26 protein-coding genes, 1 pseudogene and 1 riboswitch are annotated in these 22,595 nt (G+C 57.3%); of the genes and pseudogenes, 12 read left to right on the forward strand and 15 right to left on the reverse strand.

Going from position 1 to position 22,595, the window contains the following annotated elements:
- Positions 1–136: 136 nt before the first annotated feature.
- A pseudogene (locus FLZ89_RS16440) lies at positions 137–280 on the reverse strand (J domain-containing protein); the annotation flags it as partial.
- Between the two features lie 219 nt (positions 281–499).
- Between FLZ89_RS16440 and hpt the strand changes: the two are divergent.
- The 4 genes from hpt to FLZ89_RS16570 all read left to right on the forward strand — a co-directional run bounded on the left by hpt (position 500) and on the right by FLZ89_RS16570 (position 3,192).
- Positions 500–1,045 carry a hypoxanthine phosphoribosyltransferase gene (hpt, locus tag FLZ89_RS08595; protein WP_141262913.1) on the forward strand — a complete coding sequence of 182 codons (546 nt, stop codon included), beginning with the start codon at positions 500–502 and terminating at the stop codon, positions 1,043–1,045.
- A gap of 116 nt (positions 1,046–1,161) precedes the next feature.
- Positions 1,162–2,712, forward strand: coding sequence for a glutamine-hydrolyzing GMP synthase (gene guaA, locus FLZ89_RS08600; protein ID WP_141262912.1), 1,551 nt, complete (start codon positions 1,162–1,164; stop codon positions 2,710–2,712).
- A gap of 70 nt (positions 2,713–2,782) precedes the next feature.
- Positions 2,783–3,001 carry a type II toxin-antitoxin system HicB family antitoxin gene (locus FLZ89_RS08605; RefSeq protein WP_141262911.1) on the forward strand — a complete coding sequence of 73 codons (219 nt, stop codon included), beginning with the start codon at positions 2,783–2,785 and terminating at the stop codon, positions 2,999–3,001.
- A gap of 2 nt (positions 3,002–3,003) precedes the next feature.
- Positions 3,004–3,192, forward strand: a complete 189-nt coding sequence (locus FLZ89_RS16570) for a type II toxin-antitoxin system HicA family toxin (protein ID WP_141262910.1) — start codon at positions 3,004–3,006, stop codon at positions 3,190–3,192.
- A 41-nt stretch (positions 3,193–3,233) separates the two neighbouring features.
- On the opposite strand, the gene FLZ89_RS08615 is transcribed toward FLZ89_RS16570, so the two are convergent.
- The gene (locus FLZ89_RS08615) at positions 3,234–3,893 is read right to left on the reverse strand and encodes a C40 family peptidase (RefSeq protein WP_141262909.1); all 660 of its coding nucleotides are present in this window, start codon (positions 3,891–3,893) and stop codon (positions 3,234–3,236) included.
- Positions 3,894–3,903: 10 nt separating this feature from the next.
- Positions 3,904–4,034, reverse strand: a riboswitch (cyclic di-AMP (ydaO/yuaA leader).
- Positions 4,035–4,244: 210 nt separating this feature from the next.
- On the opposite strand from FLZ89_RS08615, the gene gmk reads away from it, so the two are divergent.
- On the forward strand, positions 4,245–4,880 hold the full coding sequence (gmk, locus tag FLZ89_RS08620) for a guanylate kinase (protein WP_141262908.1): 636 nt from the start codon (positions 4,245–4,247) through the stop codon (positions 4,878–4,880).
- 3 nt (positions 4,881–4,883) lie between these two features.
- Here the strand turns inward: gmk and cydD are convergent, their stop codons facing one another.
- From cydD to FLZ89_RS08680, 11 genes are all read right to left on the reverse strand, one after another.
- A complete protein-coding gene (gene cydD / locus FLZ89_RS16165; RefSeq protein WP_172613520.1) occupies positions 4,884–8,678 on the reverse strand; it encodes a thiol reductant ABC exporter subunit CydD in 3,795 nt (1,264 codons plus the stop codon).
- Positions 8,679–8,829: 151 nt separating this feature from the next.
- On the reverse strand, positions 8,830–9,834 hold the full coding sequence (cydB, locus tag FLZ89_RS08635; protein WP_141262907.1) for a cytochrome d ubiquinol oxidase subunit II: 1,005 nt from the start codon (positions 9,832–9,834) through the stop codon (positions 8,830–8,832).
- Positions 9,825–11,210, reverse strand: a complete 1,386-nt coding sequence (locus FLZ89_RS08640; protein WP_141262906.1) for a cytochrome ubiquinol oxidase subunit I — start codon at positions 11,208–11,210, stop codon at positions 9,825–9,827. The genes cydB and FLZ89_RS08640 overlap by 10 nt, the downstream gene beginning before the upstream one ends.
- Positions 11,211–11,296: 86 nt before the next feature.
- Positions 11,297–11,707 carry an RrF2 family transcriptional regulator gene (locus FLZ89_RS08645; protein ID WP_141262905.1) on the reverse strand — a complete coding sequence of 137 codons (411 nt, stop codon included), beginning with the start codon at positions 11,705–11,707 and terminating at the stop codon, positions 11,297–11,299.
- Positions 11,708–11,806: 99 nt separating this feature from the next.
- Positions 11,807–12,259 carry a ferritin-like domain-containing protein gene (locus FLZ89_RS08650; RefSeq protein ID WP_141262904.1) on the reverse strand — a complete coding sequence of 151 codons (453 nt, stop codon included), beginning with the start codon at positions 12,257–12,259 and terminating at the stop codon, positions 11,807–11,809.
- 93 nt (positions 12,260–12,352) lie between these two features.
- Entirely contained in the window at positions 12,353–12,808 is a 456-nt protein-coding gene (locus FLZ89_RS08655; RefSeq protein ID WP_141262903.1) for a hypothetical protein, read from the reverse strand.
- The gene (locus FLZ89_RS08660) at positions 12,805–13,065 is read right to left on the reverse strand and encodes a type II toxin-antitoxin system Phd/YefM family antitoxin (RefSeq protein WP_025773319.1); all 261 of its coding nucleotides are present in this window, start codon (positions 13,063–13,065) and stop codon (positions 12,805–12,807) included. Before FLZ89_RS08660 ends, FLZ89_RS08655 begins: the two co-directional genes overlap by 4 nt.
- A 184-nt stretch (positions 13,066–13,249) precedes the next feature.
- The gene (locus FLZ89_RS08665; RefSeq protein ID WP_141262902.1) at positions 13,250–14,005 is read right to left on the reverse strand and encodes an energy-coupling factor transporter transmembrane component T family protein; all 756 of its coding nucleotides are present in this window, start codon (positions 14,003–14,005) and stop codon (positions 13,250–13,252) included.
- Positions 13,980–14,825 carry an energy-coupling factor ABC transporter ATP-binding protein gene (locus FLZ89_RS08670; protein ID WP_141262901.1) on the reverse strand — a complete coding sequence of 282 codons (846 nt, stop codon included), beginning with the start codon at positions 14,823–14,825 and terminating at the stop codon, positions 13,980–13,982. The genes FLZ89_RS08665 and FLZ89_RS08670 overlap by 26 nt, the downstream gene beginning before the upstream one ends.
- A gap of 27 nt (positions 14,826–14,852) precedes the next feature.
- Complete coding sequence (locus FLZ89_RS08675; RefSeq protein ID WP_141262900.1) at positions 14,853–15,719, reverse strand: energy-coupling factor ABC transporter ATP-binding protein; 867 nt, start codon at positions 15,717–15,719, stop codon at positions 14,853–14,855.
- 33 nt (positions 15,720–15,752) lie between these two features.
- A complete protein-coding gene (locus FLZ89_RS08680) occupies positions 15,753–16,307 on the reverse strand; it encodes a tryptophan transporter (RefSeq protein WP_141262899.1) in 555 nt (184 codons plus the stop codon).
- A 292-nt stretch (positions 16,308–16,599) separates the two neighbouring features.
- Here FLZ89_RS08680 and FLZ89_RS15695 point away from each other — a divergent pair, with 292 nt between their 5' ends.
- The 7 genes from FLZ89_RS15695 (at position 16,600) to FLZ89_RS08710 (ending at position 21,326) form a co-directional block, all read left to right on the forward strand.
- Complete coding sequence (locus tag FLZ89_RS15695) at positions 16,600–16,755, forward strand: hypothetical protein (RefSeq protein WP_172613521.1); 156 nt, start codon at positions 16,600–16,602, stop codon at positions 16,753–16,755.
- Between the two features lie 25 nt (positions 16,756–16,780).
- Positions 16,781–17,266 (forward strand): RNA polymerase sigma factor, encoded by a 486-nt coding sequence (locus tag FLZ89_RS08685; protein WP_172613522.1) that lies wholly within the window; start codon positions 16,781–16,783, stop codon positions 17,264–17,266.
- Positions 17,263–18,213 carry an anti sigma factor C-terminal domain-containing protein gene (locus FLZ89_RS08690; RefSeq protein ID WP_141304799.1) on the forward strand — a complete coding sequence of 317 codons (951 nt, stop codon included), beginning with the start codon at positions 17,263–17,265 and terminating at the stop codon, positions 18,211–18,213. The genes FLZ89_RS08685 and FLZ89_RS08690 overlap by 4 nt, the downstream gene beginning before the upstream one ends.
- A 23-nt stretch (positions 18,214–18,236) precedes the next feature.
- Positions 18,237–18,482 (forward strand): hypothetical protein, encoded by a 246-nt coding sequence (locus tag FLZ89_RS08695; RefSeq protein WP_172613523.1) that lies wholly within the window; start codon positions 18,237–18,239, stop codon positions 18,480–18,482.
- A gap of 116 nt (positions 18,483–18,598) precedes the next feature.
- The gene (locus tag FLZ89_RS08700) at positions 18,599–19,996 is read left to right on the forward strand and encodes an S-layer homology domain-containing protein (protein WP_141304800.1); all 1,398 of its coding nucleotides are present in this window, start codon (positions 18,599–18,601) and stop codon (positions 19,994–19,996) included.
- Entirely contained in the window at positions 19,993–20,730 is a 738-nt protein-coding gene (locus FLZ89_RS08705; RefSeq protein ID WP_253256438.1) for a carbon-nitrogen hydrolase family protein, read from the forward strand. The genes FLZ89_RS08700 and FLZ89_RS08705 overlap by 4 nt, the downstream gene beginning before the upstream one ends.
- Positions 20,731–20,786: 56 nt before the next feature.
- A complete protein-coding gene (locus FLZ89_RS08710) occupies positions 20,787–21,326 on the forward strand; it encodes a nitroreductase family protein (protein ID WP_141262895.1) in 540 nt (179 codons plus the stop codon).
- A gap of 229 nt (positions 21,327–21,555) precedes the next feature.
- Here FLZ89_RS08710 and FLZ89_RS08715 read toward each other — a convergent pair whose 3' ends face one another.
- Positions 21,556–22,227 carry an SdpI family protein gene (locus FLZ89_RS08715; protein WP_141262894.1) on the reverse strand — a complete coding sequence of 224 codons (672 nt, stop codon included), beginning with the start codon at positions 22,225–22,227 and terminating at the stop codon, positions 21,556–21,558.
- On the reverse strand, positions 22,217–22,534 hold the full coding sequence (locus FLZ89_RS08720) for an autorepressor SdpR family transcription factor (protein ID WP_141262893.1): 318 nt from the start codon (positions 22,532–22,534) through the stop codon (positions 22,217–22,219). The genes FLZ89_RS08715 and FLZ89_RS08720 overlap by 11 nt, the downstream gene beginning before the upstream one ends.
- Positions 22,535–22,595 lie beyond the last annotated feature (61 nt).

Here is a 22,595-nt window from a genome sequence, read left to right on the forward strand (position 1 = left end):
GTTGGTACTTTAAGTTTTAGAAAAACTCCCCGAAATGCTCCATCCACCAGCGGGCGTACCGTTTGTCCGCATCCTCATTTTCCAGGGTAACGCCGGCTGCCAAGAGAGAGTGGTGGCCGGGGAGTTTATGGTGTAAAAGGTACTGATAAGCTTCTGTTATCAGGAGGAATTTTTCTATGGCAGCCTTATCACCTGGATTACTATCGGGGTGGTACTGCCGGGCCAGACGGCGGTACGCCTTTTTTATTGCTTGGGCGCCGGCCTCGGGACTGACTCCCAGGACCTGGCGCGCCCTTTTTTCTAATGTACTGGTGCCAGGAGACACCGGTAGCTCACTCCTTTGGCGCCAAATTCGGACGGCCAGAAGGATTTTGCCGTTATACAGCGAAGATAACAAGGTTATGGTAAACTGTCAAGAGGTATATTAATAGAGGCCGGTGGAGGAAGTTTGCCGGGGTGAAGGTAACATCGTACTTTTATTTCGGGGGAGGAATTATTTTTGCAGGATGACATTGCTAAAGTCTTGGTTAGCGCCGCTGAGATAAAAAAACGGGTTAAAGAAATGGGCGCGGCCATTAGCCGCGATTATGCCGGCAAGGACCTGCTGGTGGTGGGTATCCTCAAAGGGGCGATTATTTTCCTCGCCGACCTGGTGCGGGAGATTACCATTCCCCTCCAGCTCGATTTTATGGCTGTTTCCAGTTACGGCGCCGGGACCACTACGTCGGGAGCAGTGCGCATCTTGAAGGATCTGGAAGTGCCGGTGGAAGATAAGCACCTCCTGATTGTGGAGGATATTGTTGATACCGGTCTGACTTTAAAATACCTGCTGGAAAATTTAAAGGCCCGCAAACCTTTAAGTGTGCGCTCCTGCACCATTCTGGACAAGCCCGAGCGGCGGCTGGTGGATGTCCATGTCGATTACAGCGGTTTTTCCATCCCGGATTATTTTGTTGTTGGTTACGGCCTTGATTATGCCCAGAAATACCGCCATTTGCCGGACATCTGCATTTTAAAACCGGAGGTTTACAACGGGCAGAGATGAAAAGAGGGTCGCCAGGCCTGCTCCTTGCACGGCAAGAGCTCTATAGTTGGGCGATCTGCGTCAAAAGGAGCTTCACCGTAAAATAAAATAAAGGTTAATTCAGTGAGGTTGGGTAGATGATGCGAGAAAACAAGCAACCTGCGGAAATAGTCCTGGTCCTGGACTTCGGCGGCCAGTACAACCAGTTGATTGCCCGGCGCATCCGCGAAGCCGGGGTTTACTCGGAAATGATCCCCTTTAATACGCCCCTGGAGGAGATCCTGGCCCGGCGGCCCAAAGGTATTGTCTTTTCCGGCGGGCCGGCCAGCGTTTACAGCCCGGGGGCGCCCCGCATTGACCGGGCTCTATATGAGAGCGGCATCCCCATTTTAGGCATATGCTATGGCATGCAGCTCATGGCCCACGACCTGGGGGGCCGGGTGGAGGCAGCCGCAGGGCGGGAATACGGTAAGACCGAGCTTGAAGTAACGACTGACGACATCCTCTTTGCCGGGTTACCCCGGACCATGCAGTGCTGGATGAGCCACGGCGACTATATCAGTGCCCCGCCGCCGGGCTTTAGGGTAACGGCCCGCTCGGCCTACACGCCGGTGGCGGCCATGAGCGACCCGGGGCGCCGGCTTTACGGCGTCCAGTTTCACCCGGAGGTCAAGCACACGCCCCTGGGCCAGGAAATGCTCCGCCGCTTCCTCTTCCAGGTGTGCGGCTGCCGCGGTGACTGGTCGGTCAGCTCCTTTATCGAAGAGCAGGTAGCGGCTATCCGGGAGCGGGTGGGTGACGGCCGGGTGCTGTGCGCCCTGAGCGGCGGCGTTGATTCTTCCGTGGCCGCGGCCCTGGTGCACCGGGCCGTGGGCGACCGTTTAACCTGCGTCTTTGTCAATCATGGCCTCCTGCGCCAGGGCGAGGCGGAACAGGTGCAAAAGACCTTCGGCCAGGCCCTGAAGGTGAACCTGATCTATGTCGACGCCGGTGAGCGTTTCCTGGCCAAACTGGCAGGAGTAACCGACCCGGAAGAGAAGCGCAAGATTATCGGCCACGAGTTTATCCGCGTCTTTGAAGAGGAGGCCAGGAAACTGGGGAAAGTGGATTTCCTGGTCCAGGGAACCTTATATCCTGACGTCATCGAAAGCGGCACCGAAACGGCGGCCGTTATCAAAAGCCACCATAACGTCGGCGGCCTGCCGGAAGACATGGAGCTGGAGCTAATCGAGCCGCTGCGGCTTTTGTTCAAAGACGAGGTGCGCCGGGTGGGGGAGGAACTGGGCCTGCCCGAGGAAATAGTCTGGCGCCAGCCCTTCCCCGGGCCGGGACTGGCCATCCGCATCCTGGGGGAGGTTACACCGGAAAAGCTGGCGATTTTACGCCAGGCGGATGCCATTGTAACCGAAGAGATCCGGCGGGCCGGGCTCTACCGGGAAATCTGGCAGTCATTTGCTGTTTTGCCCTCCATGAAAAGCGTGGGTGTTATGGGCGACGAGCGTACCTATGCCTACCCCATCGTCGTCCGGGCCGTGACCAGCGACGATGCCATGACAGCCGACTGGGCGCGGCTTCCTTATGAATTGCTAGAGCGCATCTCGTCCCGCATCGTCAACGAGGTGCGCCATGTCAACCGGGTGGTTTACGACATCACCTCCAAGCCGCCGGCAACCATAGAGTGGGAGTAGGTAAAAAATTGCTAAGGCCAGGAGCGGTGAGTTATACTTTATAATGAGGGTTTGGTAAGGGGGGTTATTTATGCTCAGCAACTATACGGCACGTTATACAAAGATCAGTTCAGGTTACCTGGGGCAACTGGTCGAGTGGCCTGAGGTAATAACTGAAGGGAAAACCCTGGAAGAATGTAGAGAAATGCTTAAGGATGCCCTTCGGGAGATGATTCTGGCCTATCGCCAGCAAAAGAAAGAAATTCCCCTTGGAGGCGCTTTATTAGAACAGGTGCCGGTGGAGTTTTAGCAGTGTCTATAAAACGTCGGGACTTGATTCGTTACTTTGAGGTAAATGGTTTTTATTTACTACGGGAAGGTGCTAACCATTCAATCTATACCAATGGTATAAAAACGGTACCTGTTAAAAGGCACCGCACGCTGGACCGGATTACAGCCAATGAACTTTGCAAGCAGGCAGGTTTAAAGCCAATATTTTAAAGCACGCCCCGTTCAAAGGTGGCGTGCTTTTATATTGCTTCTTATATCACCCGCCGGGCGCCGCGGTAGCGCCGTCCCCAGTAGTAGGGGTCATCAATGTTATCAATAGCTACCCCCCGGGAACTGGAGGCGCTGATGAACTTGCCATCACCCAGGTAAATGCCAACGTGGCTAATACCCTTACCATTGGTATCGAAAAATACCAGGTCGCCCACCTGGAGACTATCCTTATCGACCTGTCTGCCACTGGTGGCCTGGTCGGAAGCGGTACGGGGCAAATCAATACCCACCTGCCGGAAAACATACCAGGTAAAACCCGAACAGTCAAACCCGCTGGGGCTTGTCCCCGCCCAGCGGTAGGGGACACCAATATATTTACGGGCGATGGTGGCCACTCGTTTGCCGGTGGTGGCAGGGCTGGTTTCTTGCCCGCGGGAGGCAGAGGAGGTATCCCGGCGTTCTGCCGCGGGGGAAGGATGGGCCGCGGGAATTTCCAGGACCTGTCCAACTAAAATTAACGAAGAATGAAGGTTGTTGGCCGCCTGGATCTGTTCTACGGTAACACCGTAACGGCGGGCCAGGGCCCACAAGGTATCGCCCCTTTTTACTTCATAGGGCTGGGCCAGGGCCACCCCGGCGGCTGCAAAAATAAAAGAACCGGTCAGGGCGGTGGTCAGGCAGTATTTACCCCACTTCTTCAATTTTCTTGGACCTCACTCTCTCCACACCTACGAGGTTAGTTGCCGGGTTCGGACCGAGAGTTAGCCCGGAGCCAGGAGGCTCTTCACCCCAAAAATTATCCCCCGTTTCCCGTTATTGCGGGAATTCGGTGCTGAAATATGCCACTATTATTCTATCGTCGAAACAAGGAATAGTAAAAGGCTCCGCAGGTGGCTATAGGGTCATGAACTGCCAGGATGGACAATATTTTGCTCGATTTTATCTTTTTCTTAAAATCCATGGTTATAAGAGATTCTCCGGAGCAAAGCTGACATTGCTTCCTCCGGGGCAGTATGTTAAAATGTAGCCAAATATCTTTAACTGGTGACATTATGGTACAAGAACTTATTAAAGACCTGGTAGTCAATTTCCAGATTAAAGATAAGAGAAACAGGAATGGTTACTTTTTCGTCGTTTCCGGGCCTTCCGGGGTGGGAAAAAATACCCTGTTGAACTATGCCCTGGAGCGGGTCCGGGGTATATACTACCTGCCCTCAATAACCACCCGCCCCATGCGACCGGGGGAAGCCCAGGGCTTCCCGTATTTTTTTGTCAGTAAAGCTGATTTTGAAGCAATGATCGCTCAGGGAGCCTTCCTGGAATGGAAGCAGATTCATTCCGGGGACTACTACGGTACCCATTTACCGACAATTGTTTATGCCCTGGAGAACGGCTATGACATTATTACCGACATGGATGTCCTGGGATGCGTTGAGGTCATGGAGCGCTTCCCTGAAAATGTCGTCCCGATTTTTATTGCCCCGCCAAATATGGAAGAATTGCGCCAGCGGCTGGCCGGGAGGGAAAAGGACGCCGGGGTGATAGCCAGAAGGCTGGAACGGGTGGATATGGAAATGGGCTATGTCGATAGGTACCGGCACGTGATTATTAATGATGACCTGGAGCGGGCCGGGAAAGAGCTGGTCCGGATTTTAGAGCAATATTCCCAAAGTGGTACTAAAAAGTAAGGGCTAACTGTCCAGCTCCAATACTTCGTGCTGCAGCTCCCACATCCGGCGGTAAAGCCCCTCTTGCCGGAGAAGTTCCTCATGCCGTCCCCGCTGGACGACCCGCCCTTTATCCAGGACCAGGATCTCATCCATGGCCTCCAGGCCCGCCAGGCGGTGGGTTATGACCAGGGTGGTCCGGCCGGCCATTAAACGGTAGATAGCCTGCATTACTTCCTCCTCAGTCACCGGGTCCAGGCCCGATGTGGCCTCATCCAGCACCAGGATGGGGGCGTTTTTCAAAAGGGCGCGGGCGATGGCCAGACGCTGGCGCTGGCCCCCGGAGAGTTTCAATCCCTCTTCACCGATACAGGTTTCATATCCCCCGGGCAGGCTCTGGATAAATTCGTCCAGTCTGGCCTCCCGTGCGGCCTGCCGGATCTCCTCCCGGCTGGCACCAGGCCTGGCCAGTAGGAGGTTTTCGGCAATGGTGGCATGGAAGAGATGGGTTTGCTGGGAAACTACAGCTATCAAGCGGCGCAACTCTTCCGGGGGATAGACCTTGAGTTCATACCCACCCAGGCGGATAGATCCTTCCTCGTAATCCCAGAAGCGCAGGAGCAGGTTTACTAATGTGCTTTTCCCGGCCCCGCTGGGACCGACGATAGCCACCCGGCCCCCTTCGGGCACGGTAAAGTCGAGGCCGTCCAGGACCCAGGGTTCTCCCGGGGCGTAGCGAAAGCGCAGTCCTTTTACCTCCAGGTGGTAGTTTGCCGCCTGCGGCGGCGGGCCGGGCGGGTCCTGGACGGCAGGCCGGGTATCGGTAAGGGCAAAGAGCCGCCGGGCTGCAGCCAGGCTTGCTTCCAGGCGCTGGGGTATCATGGCCAGGGGCAGGACGGCCTCAAAGCTGCCAGCCGCTCCAAGGGCCAGCATGGCCAGGTAAACGCCGTCCAGTTGTCCGCTGGCCACCAGGGGGATGGCCAGCACCAGGACGAACCACAGGGCCAGGTTCATGGCCAGGCCTGACACGGCGGCCGCCAGGCCGGCCACCCCCGCCTCGCGGCCCTGGAGAACCAGCAGTTCCCGGCTCAAGGCGGCGATGCGTTCCTGCTGCTGCCTGGCGTATCCGCAGGCCAGGATTTCAGGCATGCCTTGAACGGTATCCACCAGGGCGGCGTTAAGGGCCGCCCGTACTTCTCCCTGCTGCCGGGTCGCCAGCCGGCCGGCAGCCTTGAGGCCCAGGGGCGCGATGATGCCGGCCCCGAGAAAAAATAACAGCCAGGCCAGGGCCGGTTTGATGGCAAAATGGGCCAGGAAAACGAAAACGGCCACCATGACCAGCAGGGCTACCAGGGGCGGGGCCAGGACGCGGAGATAAAAGTTTTCCAGGGTCGCCACATCGGCCACGACCCGGCTCAACAGGTCGCCACTGTGGTGGTCCGGCAGCCGGGCCGGGACCAGGGGCTCAAGGGCCCGGTAAAAGGAAACCTGCAGTTGGCTAAGGATGTGCAGGGTGACGCTATGGTTTACATAACGTTCCAGGTAACGGCTGGCGGCCCGGGAGATACCAAAAAAGCGCACCCCGACGATGGGGAGCATGAGGTCTGAAACCGGCGGGTGGAGGGCGGCGCTGGCAATGAGAAAGGCCGCGGTGGCCATGAGGCCGACGTTGCTGGCTATGGTAAAAAATTCAAGCAGGGTGGCTCCCAGTATAGCGGCCCAAAAGGGAGCAAGCAAACCCAGGAGACGGATGCAAGTGCTGGTGGTAGTTCTCCGCTTAAAATAGGCAGGGGGTAACTGTCGGTACAGGGCGGTGCAGTTCTGGAGGCCAGGGGCAGGCGTGCCTTCAGGCTGGTGATGTTTTTGGCGGCATGAAAAGTACGGCATATCGAGAGAGCGTGCGGAGCGGGCGGCCATGCTAACGGATTCACGCCGGTCATGCCTGAAGGTATAGTCCACCGCTCCGGTGAGGCTTCCGGAATGGAGCGAGTTAGCGGGCGCTGAGCTAACCTTCACCCTTCCGGCTGCGCAATGAAAGGCTGTGACCAGGCGGTAATAGGCACCCTGCCGCGCCATTAATGCCTCGTGCCGTCCTGCCTCCACCACCCGGCCGGAGGCCAGGACCACGATGCGGTCCGCCCGGTAGACGGTGCTGAGGCGGTGGGCGATAATCAGCACCGTGCGGTTTTCCATCAGGCGATCCAGGGCCGCCTGGATTAGCTGGTCAGTGGCTGGATCCAGGTTGGCCGTAGCTTCGTCCAGGATCAGTAAGGGGGCGTCCTTCAAAATGGCCCGAGCAATGGCCAGGCGCCGCGCCTGGCCGCCGCTCAAGCGCAGCCCCCGCTCACCGATGGGCGTATCATAACCCCGGGGCAGGGCGGCAATGAACTCATGGGCCCCGGCGAGGCGGGCCGCGGCCACCACTTCCTCCCGCGAGGCTTCCGGACGTCCCAGGAGGATATTGTCGGCTATAGTACCGCTGAAAAGGTAGGGATGCTGGGGAACCAGAGCCACTTGCCGGCGCCATTCCACCAGGGGGATCTGGTTTAAAGGAAAGCCGTTGACGGTAATCAGCCCGCGGTCGGGCTCCAGGAAACGCAGGAGCAGGTGGGCGATGGTGCTTTTCCCCCCGCCGCTGGGACCAACCAGGGCCACCTTTTCCCCCGGCCGGAGTTCCAGGGAGACCTCTTCCAGGGCCGGCCGCTCCCTATCCGGGTAAGTATAATGAACCCCTGCCAGGACAATATGCAGCCCCGGCTGCCGTACGCGGCTTTCCCTGCCCGGCGGGAGATTTCCTGTTTCCGCGCCTCGAGGCAGGGATTTGACCCTCACGTCCGCTACTGCCGGGGCCGGGGTAGTGCAAGGGCCTGCCATATCCAGAACGGCGAAGATCCGTCGGGCGGCGCTGACGCCGGCCAGGCCGGCATGAAACTGGCTGCCCAGGAGGCGCAGGGGCAGGTAGAATTCCGGGGCCAGCAGCAAGAGGAAAAGGGCCTCTTTAAAGGGTATTTGGGCATAAACCAGGCGCAGTCCCACGGTGACAGCCACCAGGGCGGTGCTGATGGTAGCTACGAGTTCCAGCACCAGGGCCGATAGAAAGGCCACTCGCAGCACTCCCAGGGTGGTGGACCGGAAACGGTCACTGAGGCGGGCCAGGACTTCAGCTTGCTCCTTGCTGCGGCCGAAGATTTTCAGGGTGGTAAGGCCCTGCAGCACATCCAGGAAATGGCCGCTCAGGCTGCTCAGAGTTTGCCACTGCTGTTGAGTGAGGGCTTCTGCCCGGTTGCCGATAAGGAACATGAACAGGGGAAGCAGGGGGGCGGTAAAAAGGAGGAGCAGGCCGGAAAACAGGTCCAGGGGGAAGACGAAACCAAGGACCATCAGGGGCACCAGGGCCGCCAGGGCCAGTTGGGGCAAATAGCGGGCAAAATAAGCCTCCAGGTCCTCAATTCCTTCAACCAGGACATTGACCAGCTCCCCGGTATGCTCATCCTTCAAAGGTAACGGACCTACGGCCAGGATGTGGCCCACCAGGCGCCGGCGCAGGTCATATTTGATCCGGGCCGCGGCCCGGTGGGCCGCCACTTCTACACCCCAGGCCAGGCCCGCCCGGAGGAAAATGATGCCCAGGAGGGCCATGAGCCAGTGCCAGACACCCCGCAGATCCTGCCCTTCCAGGAAGACCCCGTTCACCACCCGGGCCAGGTAACCGGCCTGCAGGATGGCCAGCAAGCCGGCCGCCAGGCCCAGGCCGATGGTCACGGCCAGGTGCCAGCGCACCCGGCGTGCTTCGCCCAGGAGGTTCCTTTCCAGCAGCAAATTACCTTCCCCTCTCTCCGCAGGACCTTCCTTGCTCTAACCCTTTCTGGTGCGTATTCGAAAACTCTTGGCTAGCCCCGTTCACCTTTTGCCGTACTTTCGAAACAAGAAGGGAAGTAGCCAGTTCCGGCAAGCCACCGGCCTCTAACTCCTAATATTCCATGTCCCTGGCCTTAACCCGCTGGCGGAATACCCAGTAGGTCCAGCACTGGTAAAGGAGGACCACCGGTACCAGGGTGAGGGCGACGATGGTCATAACTTTAAGGGTATAGGGGCTGGAGGAGGCCTGGTAAATGGTCAGGCTCCATCGGGGATTCAGGCTGGAAACCATTACCCGAGGAAAGAGGCCGCCAAAGAGAGCCGCAGTGCCCAGGAGGATGGCCAGACCGTTCAAGATAAAAGCCCCGCCGTAGCTCCGGGAGCTGAGCGACCACCAGGCCAGGAGAAGGGCCACCAGGGCGCCCCAGGCGGCGATTCCGGGTACCATCCGGGTAAAGATGTCGGTTTCCCGGTAACTCATAATTAGCAGCAGGAGGAGGGCCGCCACAGCGCCGGTACCTATCTTTAGCCCCGCCTGCCGGGCGCGCTGCGGCAGTTCATCCCCGGTTTTGAGGGCCAGGAAAAGTGCCCCCTGCAGGGTGAAAAGGAGAAGAGAGGTCAAGCCCCCCAGCAGGGTGTAGGGAGAAAGGAGATCGAAAAAGGTACCGGCATACTGCATGCGGGCGTCAATGGGTACGCCCCGGATCAGGTTGGCCATGGCCACGCCCCAGAGGAGGGCCGGCAAGAGGCTCCCCAGGAAAAGCATCCAGTCCCAGAAGTTACGCCAGGCCGGGCGGTCATCCTTGCTGCGGAATTCAAAGGCTACCCCGCGCACGATCAGGGCGACGAGGATAAGGAATAACGCCAGGTAAAAGCCGCTGAAAAGGGTGGCGTACCAGTGGGGGAAGGCGGCAAACATGGCCCCGCCGGCGGTGAGCATCCACACCTCGTTGCCGTCCCAGAAGGGGCCGATGCTGTTGATGATGGCGCGGCGTTCCCCATCGCTTTTCCCCAGGAAGGGCAGCAGGATACCGACGCCGTAGTCAAAGCCCTCCAGGAAAAAGAAGCCGGCAAAAAGGACGGCTACCAGGATAAACCAGAGGACAGTTAGATCCATAAGGATACCTCCCCGGAATTATCTAACATCCTGGTGGCAGGAGTTGTCTCAACACCCTGCCGGGCGTATTTAGCCAGGAGGTAGACGTCGGCTACCGCCAGGACCCCGTACAGCAGGGTAAAAGCCACCAGGGTCGTCAAAATAGCGGCGGCGGATACCCCGGGCGAGACGGCCGCCTCGACCCGCTGCAGCCCGTAGACAATCCAGGGATAGCGACCGATCTCGGCCATCAACCAGCCGGCGGTGTTGGCGAGATAGGGCACAGGAATGCTCCAGAGGAGGGCTTTAAGGACCAGGGGTTTTTCTTCCAGGCGTCTCCGCCGCCACAGGTACAGGCTGTAAAGGGACAGTAAAATTAACCACAGCCCGGCGACGACCATCAGGCGGAAGCTCCAGAAGACCGGGGCGACCGGCGGGATATAATTGCCGGGGCCGTAGCTGGCCTCTGCCGCGGCCTGAAGATCCTTCAGGCCTTTAACCTCGCCCTGGAAGCTGTTATAGGCAAGAAAACTGGCCAGGGCGGGAATCTTAATCTCGAAGGTATTGGTCTGGTCTTTTGTATCAACCAGGGCCACCAGGGCCAGGGGGGCCGGATCGGCACTCTCCCACAAGGCTTCGGCGGCTGCCATCTTCATGGGCTGGGCATTGACCAGGTACTGGCCCTGGAAGTGGCCGACGGCCGCCACCAGCAGGCTGCTGATGACGCCCGTTATCAAAGCCAGCCGGAAGGAACGGCGGAAGGGATCTAATTGGCTTTGCCGCAGGAGGTGGTAGGCACTGATCCCCATGACGAAAAAGGAGGCTGTCACAAAGCCGGCCAGGACGGTGTGGGGGAATTGATAGAGCACATGGGTGTTGGTCAGCAGGGCGAAGAAATCCGTCATCTCGGCCCGGCCGTTACGCAAGACATAGCCCACCGGCTCCTGCATAAAGGAGTTGGCCACCAGGATCCAGAAGGCGGAAAGATTGGTTCCGAAGGCCACCAGCCAGATGCAGGCGGCGTGGAGGGCTTTAGGCAGCTTATCCCAGCCAAAGAGCCACAGGCCCAGAAAGGTGGATTCCAGGAAAAAAGCGGCCAGGGCTTCTACGGCCAGGGGGGCGCCGAAGATATCCCCGACGAAACGGGAGTACTCGGACCAGTTCATGCCGAAGTGAAACTCCTGGACGATACCGGTCACCACGCCCATGGCAAAGTTGATGAGGAAGAGCCTGCCCCAGAAGCGGGCCATGTTCTTGTAAGTTTCATCACCAGTGCGGACGTAGATGGTTTCCATGATGGCCACCAGGACTGATAGTCCCAGGGTCAGGGGGACGAAGAGGAAGTGATAAACTGAGGTAATCCCGAACTGCCACCTGGCCAGCAAGAGTGCATCCATAACTTTTCTCCTCCCCTCAAAATACATCAAAGTGTACCCAAATAGTATAGTTTATTTGAAAATAATCCCTCCTTTCAAGTCTTTACTCAATTTTTCCCGGCCAGCTCGGCGAAGTTGTAACGCTCCAACTCCCGGCGCAGGGCGTCCTGGACTGCGCCCAGGGCCCGGTGTACCGGGCAACAAGGAGCGCCGTGTTTATTACAGTACTCCGGGTCCAGAAGGCAGCGGTTAATGCTAACCGGTCCCTCTACAGCTTCGACGACATCCAGCAGGGTAATTTCCCGCGCCGGCCGGGCCAGGGCAAAACCGCCGCTGACACCGCGGTAGGATTGCACTATTCCGGCCTGGACCAGGGAACGCATGATTTTAAGCAAGAAGCGCATGGGGATATCTTCGCGGGAAGCAATCGTCTGGGCTTCGGCGATGGTGCCCGGTTCCAGTTTCGCCAGGTACAGGACGGCGCGGAAGGCATAATCGGTGGCCTGGTTTAAGCGCATGTAAAACTACTTCCAGTCTAAAGTATATTCATTTGGTATATTTTATAGTAATAATAACTCATCCTATTTTTCCTGTCAAGTTTTTCTATTACCATCCTGTTAATACCGGGCCAGGCGGTCCAGCTCTTTCAGCTTATTGCTGAACCAGGCGGCATGCAGGTCTTCATCAATGAGGTGGCTCCAGAGGAGGTTAAAAAGGGGTTTTTCGGCAACTTTAAGAATCAGCCGTTTGTAGTCAGCCATGGCCTTTTCTTCTAAAGTAATGTTGGCCCAGAGGAGGGTGCGGGTATTGGTCCAGTTGAAGATGGTCCCGGTTGCCACCCCCAGGAGGGGAGCAATAATGGCTCCGGCACGGGTCGGGATGGCGCCGCGGCGCCTGATTTCCGCTTCCAGGTTGATGACGTGTTCCTGTTCCATAGCCGCTACCCGGGTCAGCACCTGCCGCAGGTAAATGTCCGTTGCTGCCCGGGCCTGGCTCTTATAGAGGTCTACCTGCTCGATTTCCAGGGTATAGAACCAGTTGAGGCTCCGTATGAGCTCTTTTTCTTCCAAGCAAGGGCACCCCTTAATTAACCTTTACCGCAAAGGGTATAGTTATACGGCCGGGGCAACCTTTTTTCAGGGCAGGCTTTTTCTCGATGTGCATTATCCCGCTAAAATTCCAGCTTCCAGGGCCTCTGCTGGCGTCAAAGCTGGTATGGACAACTGCTGGAGGAAATGCCTGGCGTTCCAGCTAACATAGTGCGATACCAGTGGACCCATGTTTCGTACCGTATAGATAATCAGTGCATCACCAAAGCTGGCCTTTTTGCTTATGATGGCCAGGATACTTTTTACTGTTAGGCGCGGCAGGTACTCCTTTGAGGGCGGGTAAATTTGCAGGTTGTAATGGGTCGGCAAATGACAATAAAGGTTTAATAGCTGCTGCTCGTTTAAGTTATAGGAAAGGATACCACATACCTCTAAAACATTGAAGATCGATGTAATACCCTGTTGCTTGCCATGCTTGAGCCCGGCTAAAAAAGCAGCGTTTTCTTTATACTTAGGGTCACGGCGATAGCGCAGGTCGATTAGTAATACATCAGAATCTACGAATATCACTTTTGCCTCCTGCTTTCCTTGAGAGCTTCGTGCCAGTCAGGGTAATATGGCTCGCTGGCTTCCAGGGCCCGTTCAATATCTGCCCACGCCTCATGATAGGGGAGAGGGGAAAATTCTTCGGGAGTGTCATTTTCAAAGGGTATTAGCCATGCCACAGGCTTACCCCGATGGGTAATGGCAAAACGTTCCCCAGCCCTAACCTTCTCTAATATCTTTCCGGTATAAATACGTAGCTCCTTGCTAGTGGCAAATTCCAATGCGTTTCCCCCCAAGAAGGTATTAGTTAGAACTTAAGTTTACCTTAAGTATATACTTAAAAATAACTCCAGTCAAGGAATCCCCGAAATCCTTTTACATTAAAACTCGCCCGATACCTGATGCCAAAAAACGCATTAGCCCCGGTTACAATACCGGGGCTAATGCATTACCGGGTGGATAATCTTAACGCAGCGATACAACCGCGAGAATAACTGTCAGGAGCAGGCACGAAGAGATTACCCCTATGTCCAGTAACTGGAAGGTCGAGGTGTGCAGGCTGGTACGGGGGCCGGCGCCAAAAGCGCGGGTTTCCATGGAGATGGCCATGGTCCGGGCCCGCTGGACGGACATGAGGAGGAGAGGGATGGCCAGGGGGATGAGGGCCAGAAAGCGCTTGATAATATTACGGCCTTCCAGGTCGTAGGCCCGGGCCCGCTGGGCCTGGATGACCAGGCTCAATTCTTCCTGCAGGGTAGGGATAAACCTTAAAGAGGTTACCAGCATCAGGGCGTAAGTATAGGGCACCTTGAGTTTTTCCACAAAGGCGACAATCATATCCTTGGGCGGGGTGGTGGCCAGGAGAACGGGAATGGTGGAAGTCATGGCCAGCATCCTTAAAGCGAGCATGGTGCAGGCCTTGAGCCCTACGTCGGTGATGCGGCCGATGCCGGTGCCGGGTACCAGGGTAAAAACAACCTGGCCCTCGTCGATTAAAAAGACCTGAAAGAGGAAAAAGATGGCGGCAAAGATGATCAGCCCCCGGATGGCGGGCAAGATTTCCCGCAACACTTTACCAATCAGGGCGACGGCCAGGACCGAGGCCCAGAGGCCAAGGAGCGGCAGGGGGTTCTGGTAGACAAAGGCCAGGGTAATAACGGCCAGGGACCAGACGACTTTGGTAAGGGGGTTGAGTTTATGCAGGAAGGACTTGCCGGTCATCTACCTCACCCCTTAAAGCGGCGATAATTTCGGCATACAATTCTTCTACCGTCAGGACGGGGCGCAGGAGTCCCTGTTCCTGGTAAGGCCGGGCGAGCTGGATGACCTGGGGAGGTACGAGGCCGGCGGCGTTCAGGATATCTTCCCGGGCAAAAACTGTCGCCACGGGCCCATCCAGGAGCAGCCGCCCTTCCCCCAGGACCAGGGCCCGGCTGGCGAAGCGGGCCACCATTTCCATATCGTGGCTGACGAGGAGTACAGTGTGGCCCTGCTGGTGCAGCTTTTTGACAAGCCTCATTATTTCCAGGGCTTCGCGGTAATCCTGGCCGGTGGTGGGTTCGTCCAGGACCAGGACTTCCGGCTGCATGGCTAGGACGGAGGCCAGGGCCACCCGCTGGCGCTGGCCTTTGCTGAGCTGCCGGGGGTTAACGTCAAGGTAAGGAGTGAGGCCTACGGCGGCAGCCGCATCCTTCACCCTATCTGCCAGGGCCGCCCCTTTGAGACCTAAATTCTTAGGGCCGAAGGCCAGTTCTTCCCTGACGGTGGGCAGGAAGATCTGGTGATCCGGGTTTTGAAAAAGGAAACCTACCTTGCGCGCCAGTTCAGCCACCCGCGCTCGGGACGTATCCAGGCCGCCGATGAGGATCCTGCCTGCTGTGGGTTTAAGAAGCCCGTTCAGGAGCTTGAGGAGGGTGGTTTTCCCGGCGCCGTTCTGGCCGATGACGGCCACGAATTCCCCGGACCGGATATGAAAAGACAGGTCCCTGAGGGCTTGGAAACCGTTGGGGTAAGTAAACTCTACATTTTCAGCCCGGATCATTTTTTTTGCGCCTCCAGATATAGGTTGCTATGTCCTGGACGCCTGGTGCCCCAGCAGGCGCTCCAGTTCCCGCCGGCCTTCGTCTACCTCCAGGGGCAGGTCGCCGTGATAGACGCCGGCCCGGCGTAGCATTCGGAACAGGGCTGTCACCGGGGGTACCTCCAGGCCCAGTTCGGTCGTCAATTTCTCCTGGGCCAGGATCTGACGCGGGCTGGCATCGGCCACGATGCGGCCCTTGTTAAGACAGACCAGCCGGGGGACCCGGGGGGCGAGGACACTAATTTTTTGTTCAATCAACAGGATGGTTATACCATAGTCCCGGTTGAGCCGCTGCAGGAGGGCCAATATTTCCAAGGTCCCCCGGGGGTCGAGTTCGGAAGTAGGTTCATCCAGCACCAGCACCCGGGGCCTTAAAGCCACGGCAGCGGCAATGGCCACCTTTTGCTTCTGGCCGCCGGATAATTCCCGTAAACTACGGTGGCGCAGGCTGGCGATGCCCACCATTTCCAGGGCGGCGCCAATGCGCTGCCGCATTTCTTCCCGGGGGACGGCCAGGTTTTCCAGGCCGAAGGCCAGCTCATCCTCGACTACTTCCGCCACCAGCTGGGCTTCCGGGTCCTGGAAGACGCTGCCGATAACCCCGGCCAGCCGGGCGCAGGGGGTTTTTGCCGTGTCTAAACCGGCAACCATTACCCTGCCGCCCATACGGCCTCCCTGAAAATTGGGGATGATGCCGTTCAGGGCCAGGGCCAGGGTGGTTTTGCCGGCACCGGTAGGGCCGGTCAGGCCTAAAAATTCTCCCTCTTGGACGGTTAAGTTTATTCCGGCCAGGGCTGGCACCTGGCTGTCGGGATAGTAAAAAGTAAAATTCTCTACCTTAATAATAGGTTCCATGAACCGGCCTCCGCGCTGTTACGCTCTGTCAGGTTAAACATTTTTCAGCAGTTGTTTTAAGGGGAAATAAAGTACCTGGGCCAGGATGGCGTTAAAGATGCCGGTAACAATAACTACCATGAGAAGATAAGTGTAAGCTGGATTTTTGGGTAAAGTAGCAAAGAGAGTTATGGCTTTAAAGATAGTAATGTACGTAAAACCGCTGGCAAAGGTACCCAGGAAGGTAACTACCAGGGGTTTTACTACCCTGAAGAAGCTGTTTTTGTCAAAGGGCAGGTAGAGTAAAAGGGCGGTAACAATAGCTCCTACCGGTTCGCTGGCAAAATTCAAGTAGGGCAGCAAGGATTTGGTGGTCAGCTGGCAAACGGCGGCTGCCACCAGGCCGATCCCCAGCACCTGCGGCAGGCGGGGCCTGAGGAGCATGATGGCCAGGACATACATACCGATGACTACGTTGGGGGTAATGCCAAAGAAGGGCGGGGTGATCATCCTGAGTACTGCGCCTGCTGCCAGCAGGACGGCCACCACGACCACGTCCATGGCCTGCAGCCCCTGCTTTTCTACCCGCGTTACTTTCACCTCTTCCATTAATACGACCTCCCTGATAATGAATTATTACTGCCGGCGGGGCTGCAGCCCCGGAACGGCTGGATAAATAAAAAACAGCCTGACGAAAACCGCCAGGCTGTGATTGCCTAAAACTCCGGCCAGTCTCGTCTCTCCTCATCTAAAGTTAAATACTCTCCTCAACTCGTTCCTCAATTGTTACCTTTAGCATATCAGGGAGAGCTAGTTTCTGTCAAGGAGTTAATTTGGGTAAATTCGATCCGGCGGGGCCGACCTCTTCATTAGCAAGGTAGAATATTACCTTAATGGCCAGTTGTTGGCCGCCCACACGGTGCTGCCCAACCTCCTTCAATATGATTTCGGCCGCCTGGTAGGGGACGGCTCCCTGGTGGTTAAAGTTTTTGACGTCCGGGAGGACGTGGCCCTTTTTCTGTACCCTTTTTGCCCCGGCCGTCGTCTTTTATTATAGAGAAACAAAAAGGAGGAGGTGGCCGTTGTGGCAGGAGTTGTACCGGCTGGCTTACCGCTACCTGGTTAGCCTGGGCCTGGCCCGCGAAGACGCCGAAGACCTGGCCCAGGAGACTATGATGGCGGCCTGCCTGCACCTGGACGGGGTGCAGCCGGGAAAACTGCAGGCCTGGATCATCGCCGTGGCCCGGCACAAATTTATCGACTGGCTGCACCGGGCCGGTAGGGGAGTATCCTTGCTATACCTCCCGGACGCAGAACCGGAAGCAGCAACCGGGGGGCCGGAGGAAAGGGCCCTCCGGAAAGAAGGGCGGCAGGAGATTATGGCCGCTCTGAACCGGCTGGAACCAACGGAACGGATGCTTCTGGTACTAAAATATAACATGGGGCTCAAGGGGGAAGAAATAGCGGCGTATATGAAAATGAAACCCAATACGGTAAAAGTAAAGCTCTACCGGGCCAGGCAAAGGTTTAAAGCGGAATATAACAGGATTCTGGAGGGGCGAAAATGAAAAAGGAAGGAAAGGAAAAAGAAGAAGTATTTTTCGAGGAGACCCGTTTTCTCCGCCAGGTGCGGTGGCGCAGCACGCTGCGGGCAGTTCTGATCAGCCTGGTGGTGCTGGTAACCGTTCTGAGCCTTTTTTATATTGGTACCCGGTACCTCCTCGATCTGCAGGGCAACCGTATCGGGCTTTATTACCCGGAGCTAGTTCGCTACAGCACCCCGAACACCATGGCCATTGGCGGGCCGTGGCGCGACGAGGGCTGGCTGGGGCGGCAGAAGGAGTACCTCCTGGTGCGTATGGTCGGGGATCGGCCTGTTTACGTGGGCACAGCCACGGTGGAGTTCCAAATCTGGGGTGGAGAACTGATCTGGGACCCTGATTATACCGTAGTTAAGGCTGCCGGTGGTAAGGACTACTTCCTGCCGGGTATGGTACCGGTGCTGAGGTTCTTTCACCCGGCAGTAAAATACGAACAGCTGCCCCGGGAGTTTGACCGGCTGGACAGCATCCCACCAGGGGATACGGTAGAAATGGCCCTCTCCTTTGACCGTCTGCTAACCAAACAGGAGATGGAGGCCCTGCTGCCCTCCGGCGTAGAGCCCCTTTGGGGAGCGATTGCCGCCCACAGCAACGAGGAAATCGCTGCGGCCAGCCAGAAAGACCCCGGCATGGGGAGCTACTTGGCCAACCGGCTGGTAGGTATCCCCCTGGGGGGATGGCTTAACGGGGAAAGGCAGCTTACCGAAGCCCAATTTATCGATGAGATCCAGCGTTTGAGCGAGGTGCCAAGTTATTCCTCCGCTACACTCAAGCGTACTGCGGCTTACCTGCAGCAGAACGGTATCCGTTACTACGGCCTGGTAGTGGCCGGTAAACCCGGCGACCTGAACAAATTGCGGCAAAACCCGGCCATTACGGCGGCCATTATAGGCGGTGTTACCGGCGAAGGGTAGTACAGAAGGACTGTTACGGTGGATTGTTTTTCCTGGTCTTCTCTACCTGGGATTATAAACGCGCTTCTAATGTGATGCTGTTACCCCTTTTGGGCCTTTTACCCCTGGTGTTCCCCTCCTTTTTCCGCCCTGTCATCAGGTGGGTGGTGGATCGTATAAGTGTAGATTCCTGGTACTACTTGATGGGCTTGCTGCTGGCATCCCTGATCTGCTACCTGGCCTTCGGGCTGCTGGCCGCATGGGTGTTCAGCCGAAGGGATGTAGGATAGGATATTCTCTGCTATAAATTTCCCCGGCCGGCAGGAGAAATCTGGCAGGGTAGAGAATTACTAAACAATAACAGAGGTACAGGGGGAAGAACAGCGAAAGGGGAGAAGGGAAAAGTATGAAAAAGTGGTTTCAGGCATTGCTACTGGCCGTGGGCCTGATCCTGGCCTTTGTGCCGGCGGCCCTGGCCGGGACGGTCACCGGCGACCAGCTCCGCCAGGTATTTCCTCAGGCTCCGGCGCCGGGGAAAACCCTGACCCGGGGTGAGTTTGCCGCCCTCCTGGCCCGGGCGGCGGGGATGCAGGTGACGGCCGACACTGCTGGCACTCGGGGGGATGCCTGGTACAGCCCGGCAGTAATGGCTTTGAAAGAAAAGGGCGTCATCAGGGGCTACCCCGACGGCGGCCTGCACACCGACCGGCCGGTCACCCTGCTGGAAGCGGCGGTGATGGCATCCCGGGTCCTGGGGCTGCCGGACGGTGTCGCCGCGCCGGATGTAAATGGGTCCCTGGGACGGGAGAGCTGGGGTTACACCCCCTATGCCTGGCTGGTACGGGCCGGCCTGCTGCAGCCCGGCCAGGACGCGGCCGCGATCCTGACCGTGGATGAAGGCGTTGCTTTCCTGGCCAGGGTTTTTGGCAGCGACCCGGAGGCGGAAAAGATTGTCCAGGCCCCCCAGCAGGCCCAGGCTAAGGTCAAAGACGTGAAATTCGCCGGCAGCATGGCTATAAGCGCGCGTTTGCGGCCTGAGGCGGTCGGGAAAGTATCTGGGGTTTCCGGGGTTTCCATGCAGGGCAATATCGAGAGCGAGTTCAGCTATCCCTTGAACCTGCACCAGAAGGTGGAAATGACCCTTAATCTGCCGGCTGTGAAAACACCGGGTAAAGACCTGCCGGCAGGCGGTAAGATGCAGATGACCATGGAACAGTACCTGGTGGACGGCACTATGTACCAGAAGATAGAGGTTCCCGGTATGGAAAAACCCCAGTGGATGAAGCTACCCCAAGAAGCTCTACCGGATCTGCAAACCCTGGTAGAACAGAGCAGGAATGCCGCGGGGTTACCGCCGGGGCTAAAGGACAGTTTCCACTTCCGGTACCTGGGCAAAGGTATAGAGAACGGGCATAAGGTTCACCGTATCGCCTACTACGGCCGGATTGACGACTGGCAGGCCTTGATGCAGGCCCTGCCCGGTGGGTTGACCCCGGAGATGGAGCAGGCCCTGAACCAGGCCGGCGGCGTCTTGAAGTCCATTTCCTTCTGGGGTGTGGAAGCCATCGGCGTGGAAGACAACCTTACTTATGCCTCGGAAATGAACGGCCTGGTCGCTTTTGCGGATAAATACCAGGGAGAAACCGTGCCCCTGGAAACCATGACCATCAACATGAAGGTTACGGATTACCGGTATAACAGCGGCGTAAAGATCCAGGTGCCTGCCGAGGCCCTGGCGGCACCGGAAGTACCGCTGACTCCAAGCGCACCAGGCACAGCACAGCCTTTACCACGGGGGCGATGACTTTGCGACTAGGTGCTGCCCAGATGTTTATCGCCGACAGCCTGGCGGTCAATGAGGCGACAATCTTACGCCTGGCCGGGGAAGCAGCCGGGCGGGGCGTTGAGCTCCTGGCTTTTCCGGAAATGGGCCTGACGGGATATAACCCGGCCGTCCTGGGTCGGCCCGGTTTTAAAGAGGAACTGAAGGGTAGCCTGGACAGGATTGCACGGGCAGCAGCCGACCTGGGTGTGGGCTTGATTGTCGGCCGGGCCGAGTTTGCCGGCGAACGATTGTTCAATACCGCTTCGGTGTTCCTGCCCGACGGCAGCGTCCATAACTACCGCAAGATCCACCTGACGGACGCCGAGGCCCGCTATTTTACCCCGGGCGCCGGGCACCTGGTCTTTAACTATAATGGGGAAAAATTCGGGGTCATCATCTGCCGCGACCAGAATTATCCCGAACTGGCCCGACAGATTGCGGGGGAAGGGACCCGAGCTCTGTTCATCCTTGCCGCCCACTACTACCAACCAGGCGAGGCCCGCTGGAAGCTGCCCAAAAACCGCGCCCTGCCCATCGCCAGGGCGGTGGAGAACCACTGCTACGTCATCCTGGCCAACGCCGTGGGCAGCCACATTGGCATGGTGAGCCTGGGAAACAGCCTGATCGCCGACCCGGATGGCGGCCTGGTAGTTATGGCTGATGAAGCCTCGGAAACCTTGCTGACCTGCGATCTGCCGGAGGGGACAACGTAAATCAGGCCAGATGAAGGCGGGATAATCGCCTATAAAACGAATAAAGGAGTGTTACTATGGACGCCCTGGAAGCCATTGCAAAAAGAAAGAGTGTACGGGACTACAAAAATGACCAGATTCCTGATACAGCTGTAGCGGCCATCGTAGCTGCCGGTCAAAATGCTCCCAGCGCCGGTCCCTATCATATTACGGTGGTGCAAAACAAAGAACTGCTGCAGCACATTTCAAATCTCGCTCTGGAAGCCATGAAGAACTCGGGCAATGAGTTTTTAATGAGTCGTGCCGCGCTACCGGGCTATGAACCTCTCTATGGCGCCCCTACCCTGTTCCTTCTTTCTGCACCGGAAGGGCCATATAGCCTGGCCACCACATCCTGCGCTGCTACCAGCATGACTATTGCCGCAACAGCTCTGGGGCTGGGTTCCTGCTATCTGATTACCCCTAAGCTCGCCTTTGCAGCCGATAAGGGACTGGCTGCCAGGGTGGGTATCCCTGAAGGTTACGAAGTTATGTGCGCCGTAGCCGTAGGCTATAAAGCAGGTGATAAATTTGCTGTAGATAGGATTAAAGAAGATAATGTAAACTATGTAAAATAATAGAAATACAGGGCCGCAAGAAGCCCCTCGAGCGTCGCTAAAGCCCAACCTCCTCACAATATACCCATGAACCTGGGGATGAAATTTACTGGTAACAAGGTTCCCGGACTTGATTTTAAATTGGCCCGGCAATAATGCCGGGCCGTTTGCTGTCTGCTGCCGCTGGTTTATACCCCGCCTTCACCATTTATTAAGCGGTACAGGAAACCATACCTTTCCGCCGAGTGTTTTAGGCCGACACCCGACGGAAGACCAGATAAGAATAGACTATGGTACCAATGACAGCTGTGGCCGGGCCGGCCATGCCAAGGATGAAGTTGGCCGGCGGCGGCAGGAAGGCTGCGACGATGAACATGAACCCGGCCACGATAAAGGCATAACCGGAAAAGCGGTGGGTACGCCGCCAGACTTCCTCACTGGCCAGGGTCCAGGGTGTACGGACGCCGAAGAAGTAATTGTGACGCGCCTGGGGCAGATAGTTGCCGATCAGGATAAAGAGCAACCCAACCGCCAGGGGTACAACCCGGCCGACCAGGTTGGCCGGGCCGCCCAAAGCCACGACCAAGATGGTGGTATAAATTACCCCCATAAAGAAGACCAGTCCCAGGCGTACCATCTGGTAGGCCCGGTCGAAGCGGGGATAGTTTTCCCGCTTGGGATCCAGGTAAGGGACGAAAAGCAGGAGCAGGTAGATACCTCCGGTCATCAGGGGCAGGGCGAAGGCGCCCCAGAAACGGTTGAAGTAATTGTCAACCTCGCCTCGGAAGTTCCAGTGGGCCGGGACCAGGTCCGGCAGGCGGGGGTAAAGCAGGATGCCGGCGACGAACATGGCCATCAGGACCACCAGGGCGGGCCAGTCGCGGGCCAGCGTTCCCCCGGTAACCCGATACTTATTTTTCATTCTCTTTATGCGCCTCCCCTTTTTTAGCTGGCTGCCTTTCTGTTATTGTCCCCAGCAGGTCGAACAGCCATCCCGCAATATCCTGAAAAACAGTGGTGTTCAGGGAATAGATGACGTACTGGCCCCTTTTTTCATCCTGCACCAGGCCTGCCTCCTTAAGGACACTTAGGTGGTGGGAGATGGTCGGCCAGGAGAGGTCGAAGGCTGCGGCAATCTCCCCGGCGGCCATATCACCCTTGGCCAGCCGGCGCAGGATTTCCCGGCGGGTGTCATCGCCCAGGGCCTTGAAAAGGGTGTTTAACCCCATGGCCTTTCATCCTTCCCTTCCGGGATATTTAGAAACAAATCTAATTAACCACAATATAACT

The sequence above is a fragment of the Moorella sp. E306M genome, from assembly GCF_006538385.1.
Lineage (GTDB): Bacteria > Bacillota > DSM-521 > Neomoorellales > Neomoorellaceae > Neomoorella.

What these genes read in the sequence shown, in the direction of transcription:
- FLZ89_RS08690 (WP_141304799.1), top strand. Translation starts at nt 17,263, where the DNA reads ATGAAAAAGGAAGGAAAGGAAAAAGAAGAAGTATTTTTCGAGGAGACC.
- FLZ89_RS08710 (WP_141262895.1), top strand. Translation starts at nt 20,787, where the DNA reads ATGGACGCCCTGGAAGCCATTGCAAAAAGAAAGAGTGTACGGGACTAC.
- FLZ89_RS08700 (WP_141304800.1), top strand. Translation starts at nt 18,599, where the DNA reads ATGAAAAAGTGGTTTCAGGCATTGCTACTGGCCGTGGGCCTGATCCTG.
- FLZ89_RS08640 (WP_141262906.1), bottom strand. Translation starts at nt 11,210, where the DNA reads ATGGATGCACTCTTGCTGGCCAGGTGGCAGTTCGGGATTACCTCAGTT.
- gmk (WP_141262908.1), top strand. Translation starts at nt 4,245, where the DNA reads ATGGTACAAGAACTTATTAAAGACCTGGTAGTCAATTTCCAGATTAAA.
- FLZ89_RS08705 (WP_253256438.1), top strand. Translation starts at nt 19,993, where the DNA reads ATGACTTTGCGACTAGGTGCTGCCCAGATGTTTATCGCCGACAGCCTG.
- guaA (WP_141262912.1), top strand. Translation starts at nt 1,162, where the DNA reads ATGATGCGAGAAAACAAGCAACCTGCGGAAATAGTCCTGGTCCTGGAC.
- FLZ89_RS08680 (WP_141262899.1), bottom strand. Translation starts at nt 16,307, where the DNA reads ATGGAAGAGGTGAAAGTAACGCGGGTAGAAAAGCAGGGGCTGCAGGCC.
- cydB (WP_141262907.1), bottom strand. Translation starts at nt 9,834, where the DNA reads ATGGATCTAACTGTCCTCTGGTTTATCCTGGTAGCCGTCCTTTTTGCC.
- FLZ89_RS08720 (WP_141262893.1), bottom strand. Translation starts at nt 22,534, where the DNA reads ATGGGGTTAAACACCCTTTTCAAGGCCCTGGGCGATGACACCCGCCGG.
- FLZ89_RS08675 (WP_141262900.1), bottom strand. Translation starts at nt 15,719, where the DNA reads ATGGAACCTATTATTAAGGTAGAGAATTTTACTTTTTACTATCCCGAC.
- FLZ89_RS08645 (WP_141262905.1), bottom strand. Translation starts at nt 11,707, where the DNA reads ATGCGCTTAAACCAGGCCACCGATTATGCCTTCCGCGCCGTCCTGTAC.
- FLZ89_RS08670 (WP_141262901.1), bottom strand. Translation starts at nt 14,825, where the DNA reads ATGATCCGGGCTGAAAATGTAGAGTTTACTTACCCCAACGGTTTCCAA.
- FLZ89_RS08715 (WP_141262894.1), bottom strand. Translation starts at nt 22,227, where the DNA reads ATGAAAAATAAGTATCGGGTTACCGGGGGAACGCTGGCCCGCGACTGG.
- FLZ89_RS08665 (WP_141262902.1), bottom strand. Translation starts at nt 14,005, where the DNA reads ATGACCGGCAAGTCCTTCCTGCATAAACTCAACCCCCTTACCAAAGTC.
- FLZ89_RS08605 (WP_141262911.1), top strand. Translation starts at nt 2,783, where the DNA reads ATGCTCAGCAACTATACGGCACGTTATACAAAGATCAGTTCAGGTTAC.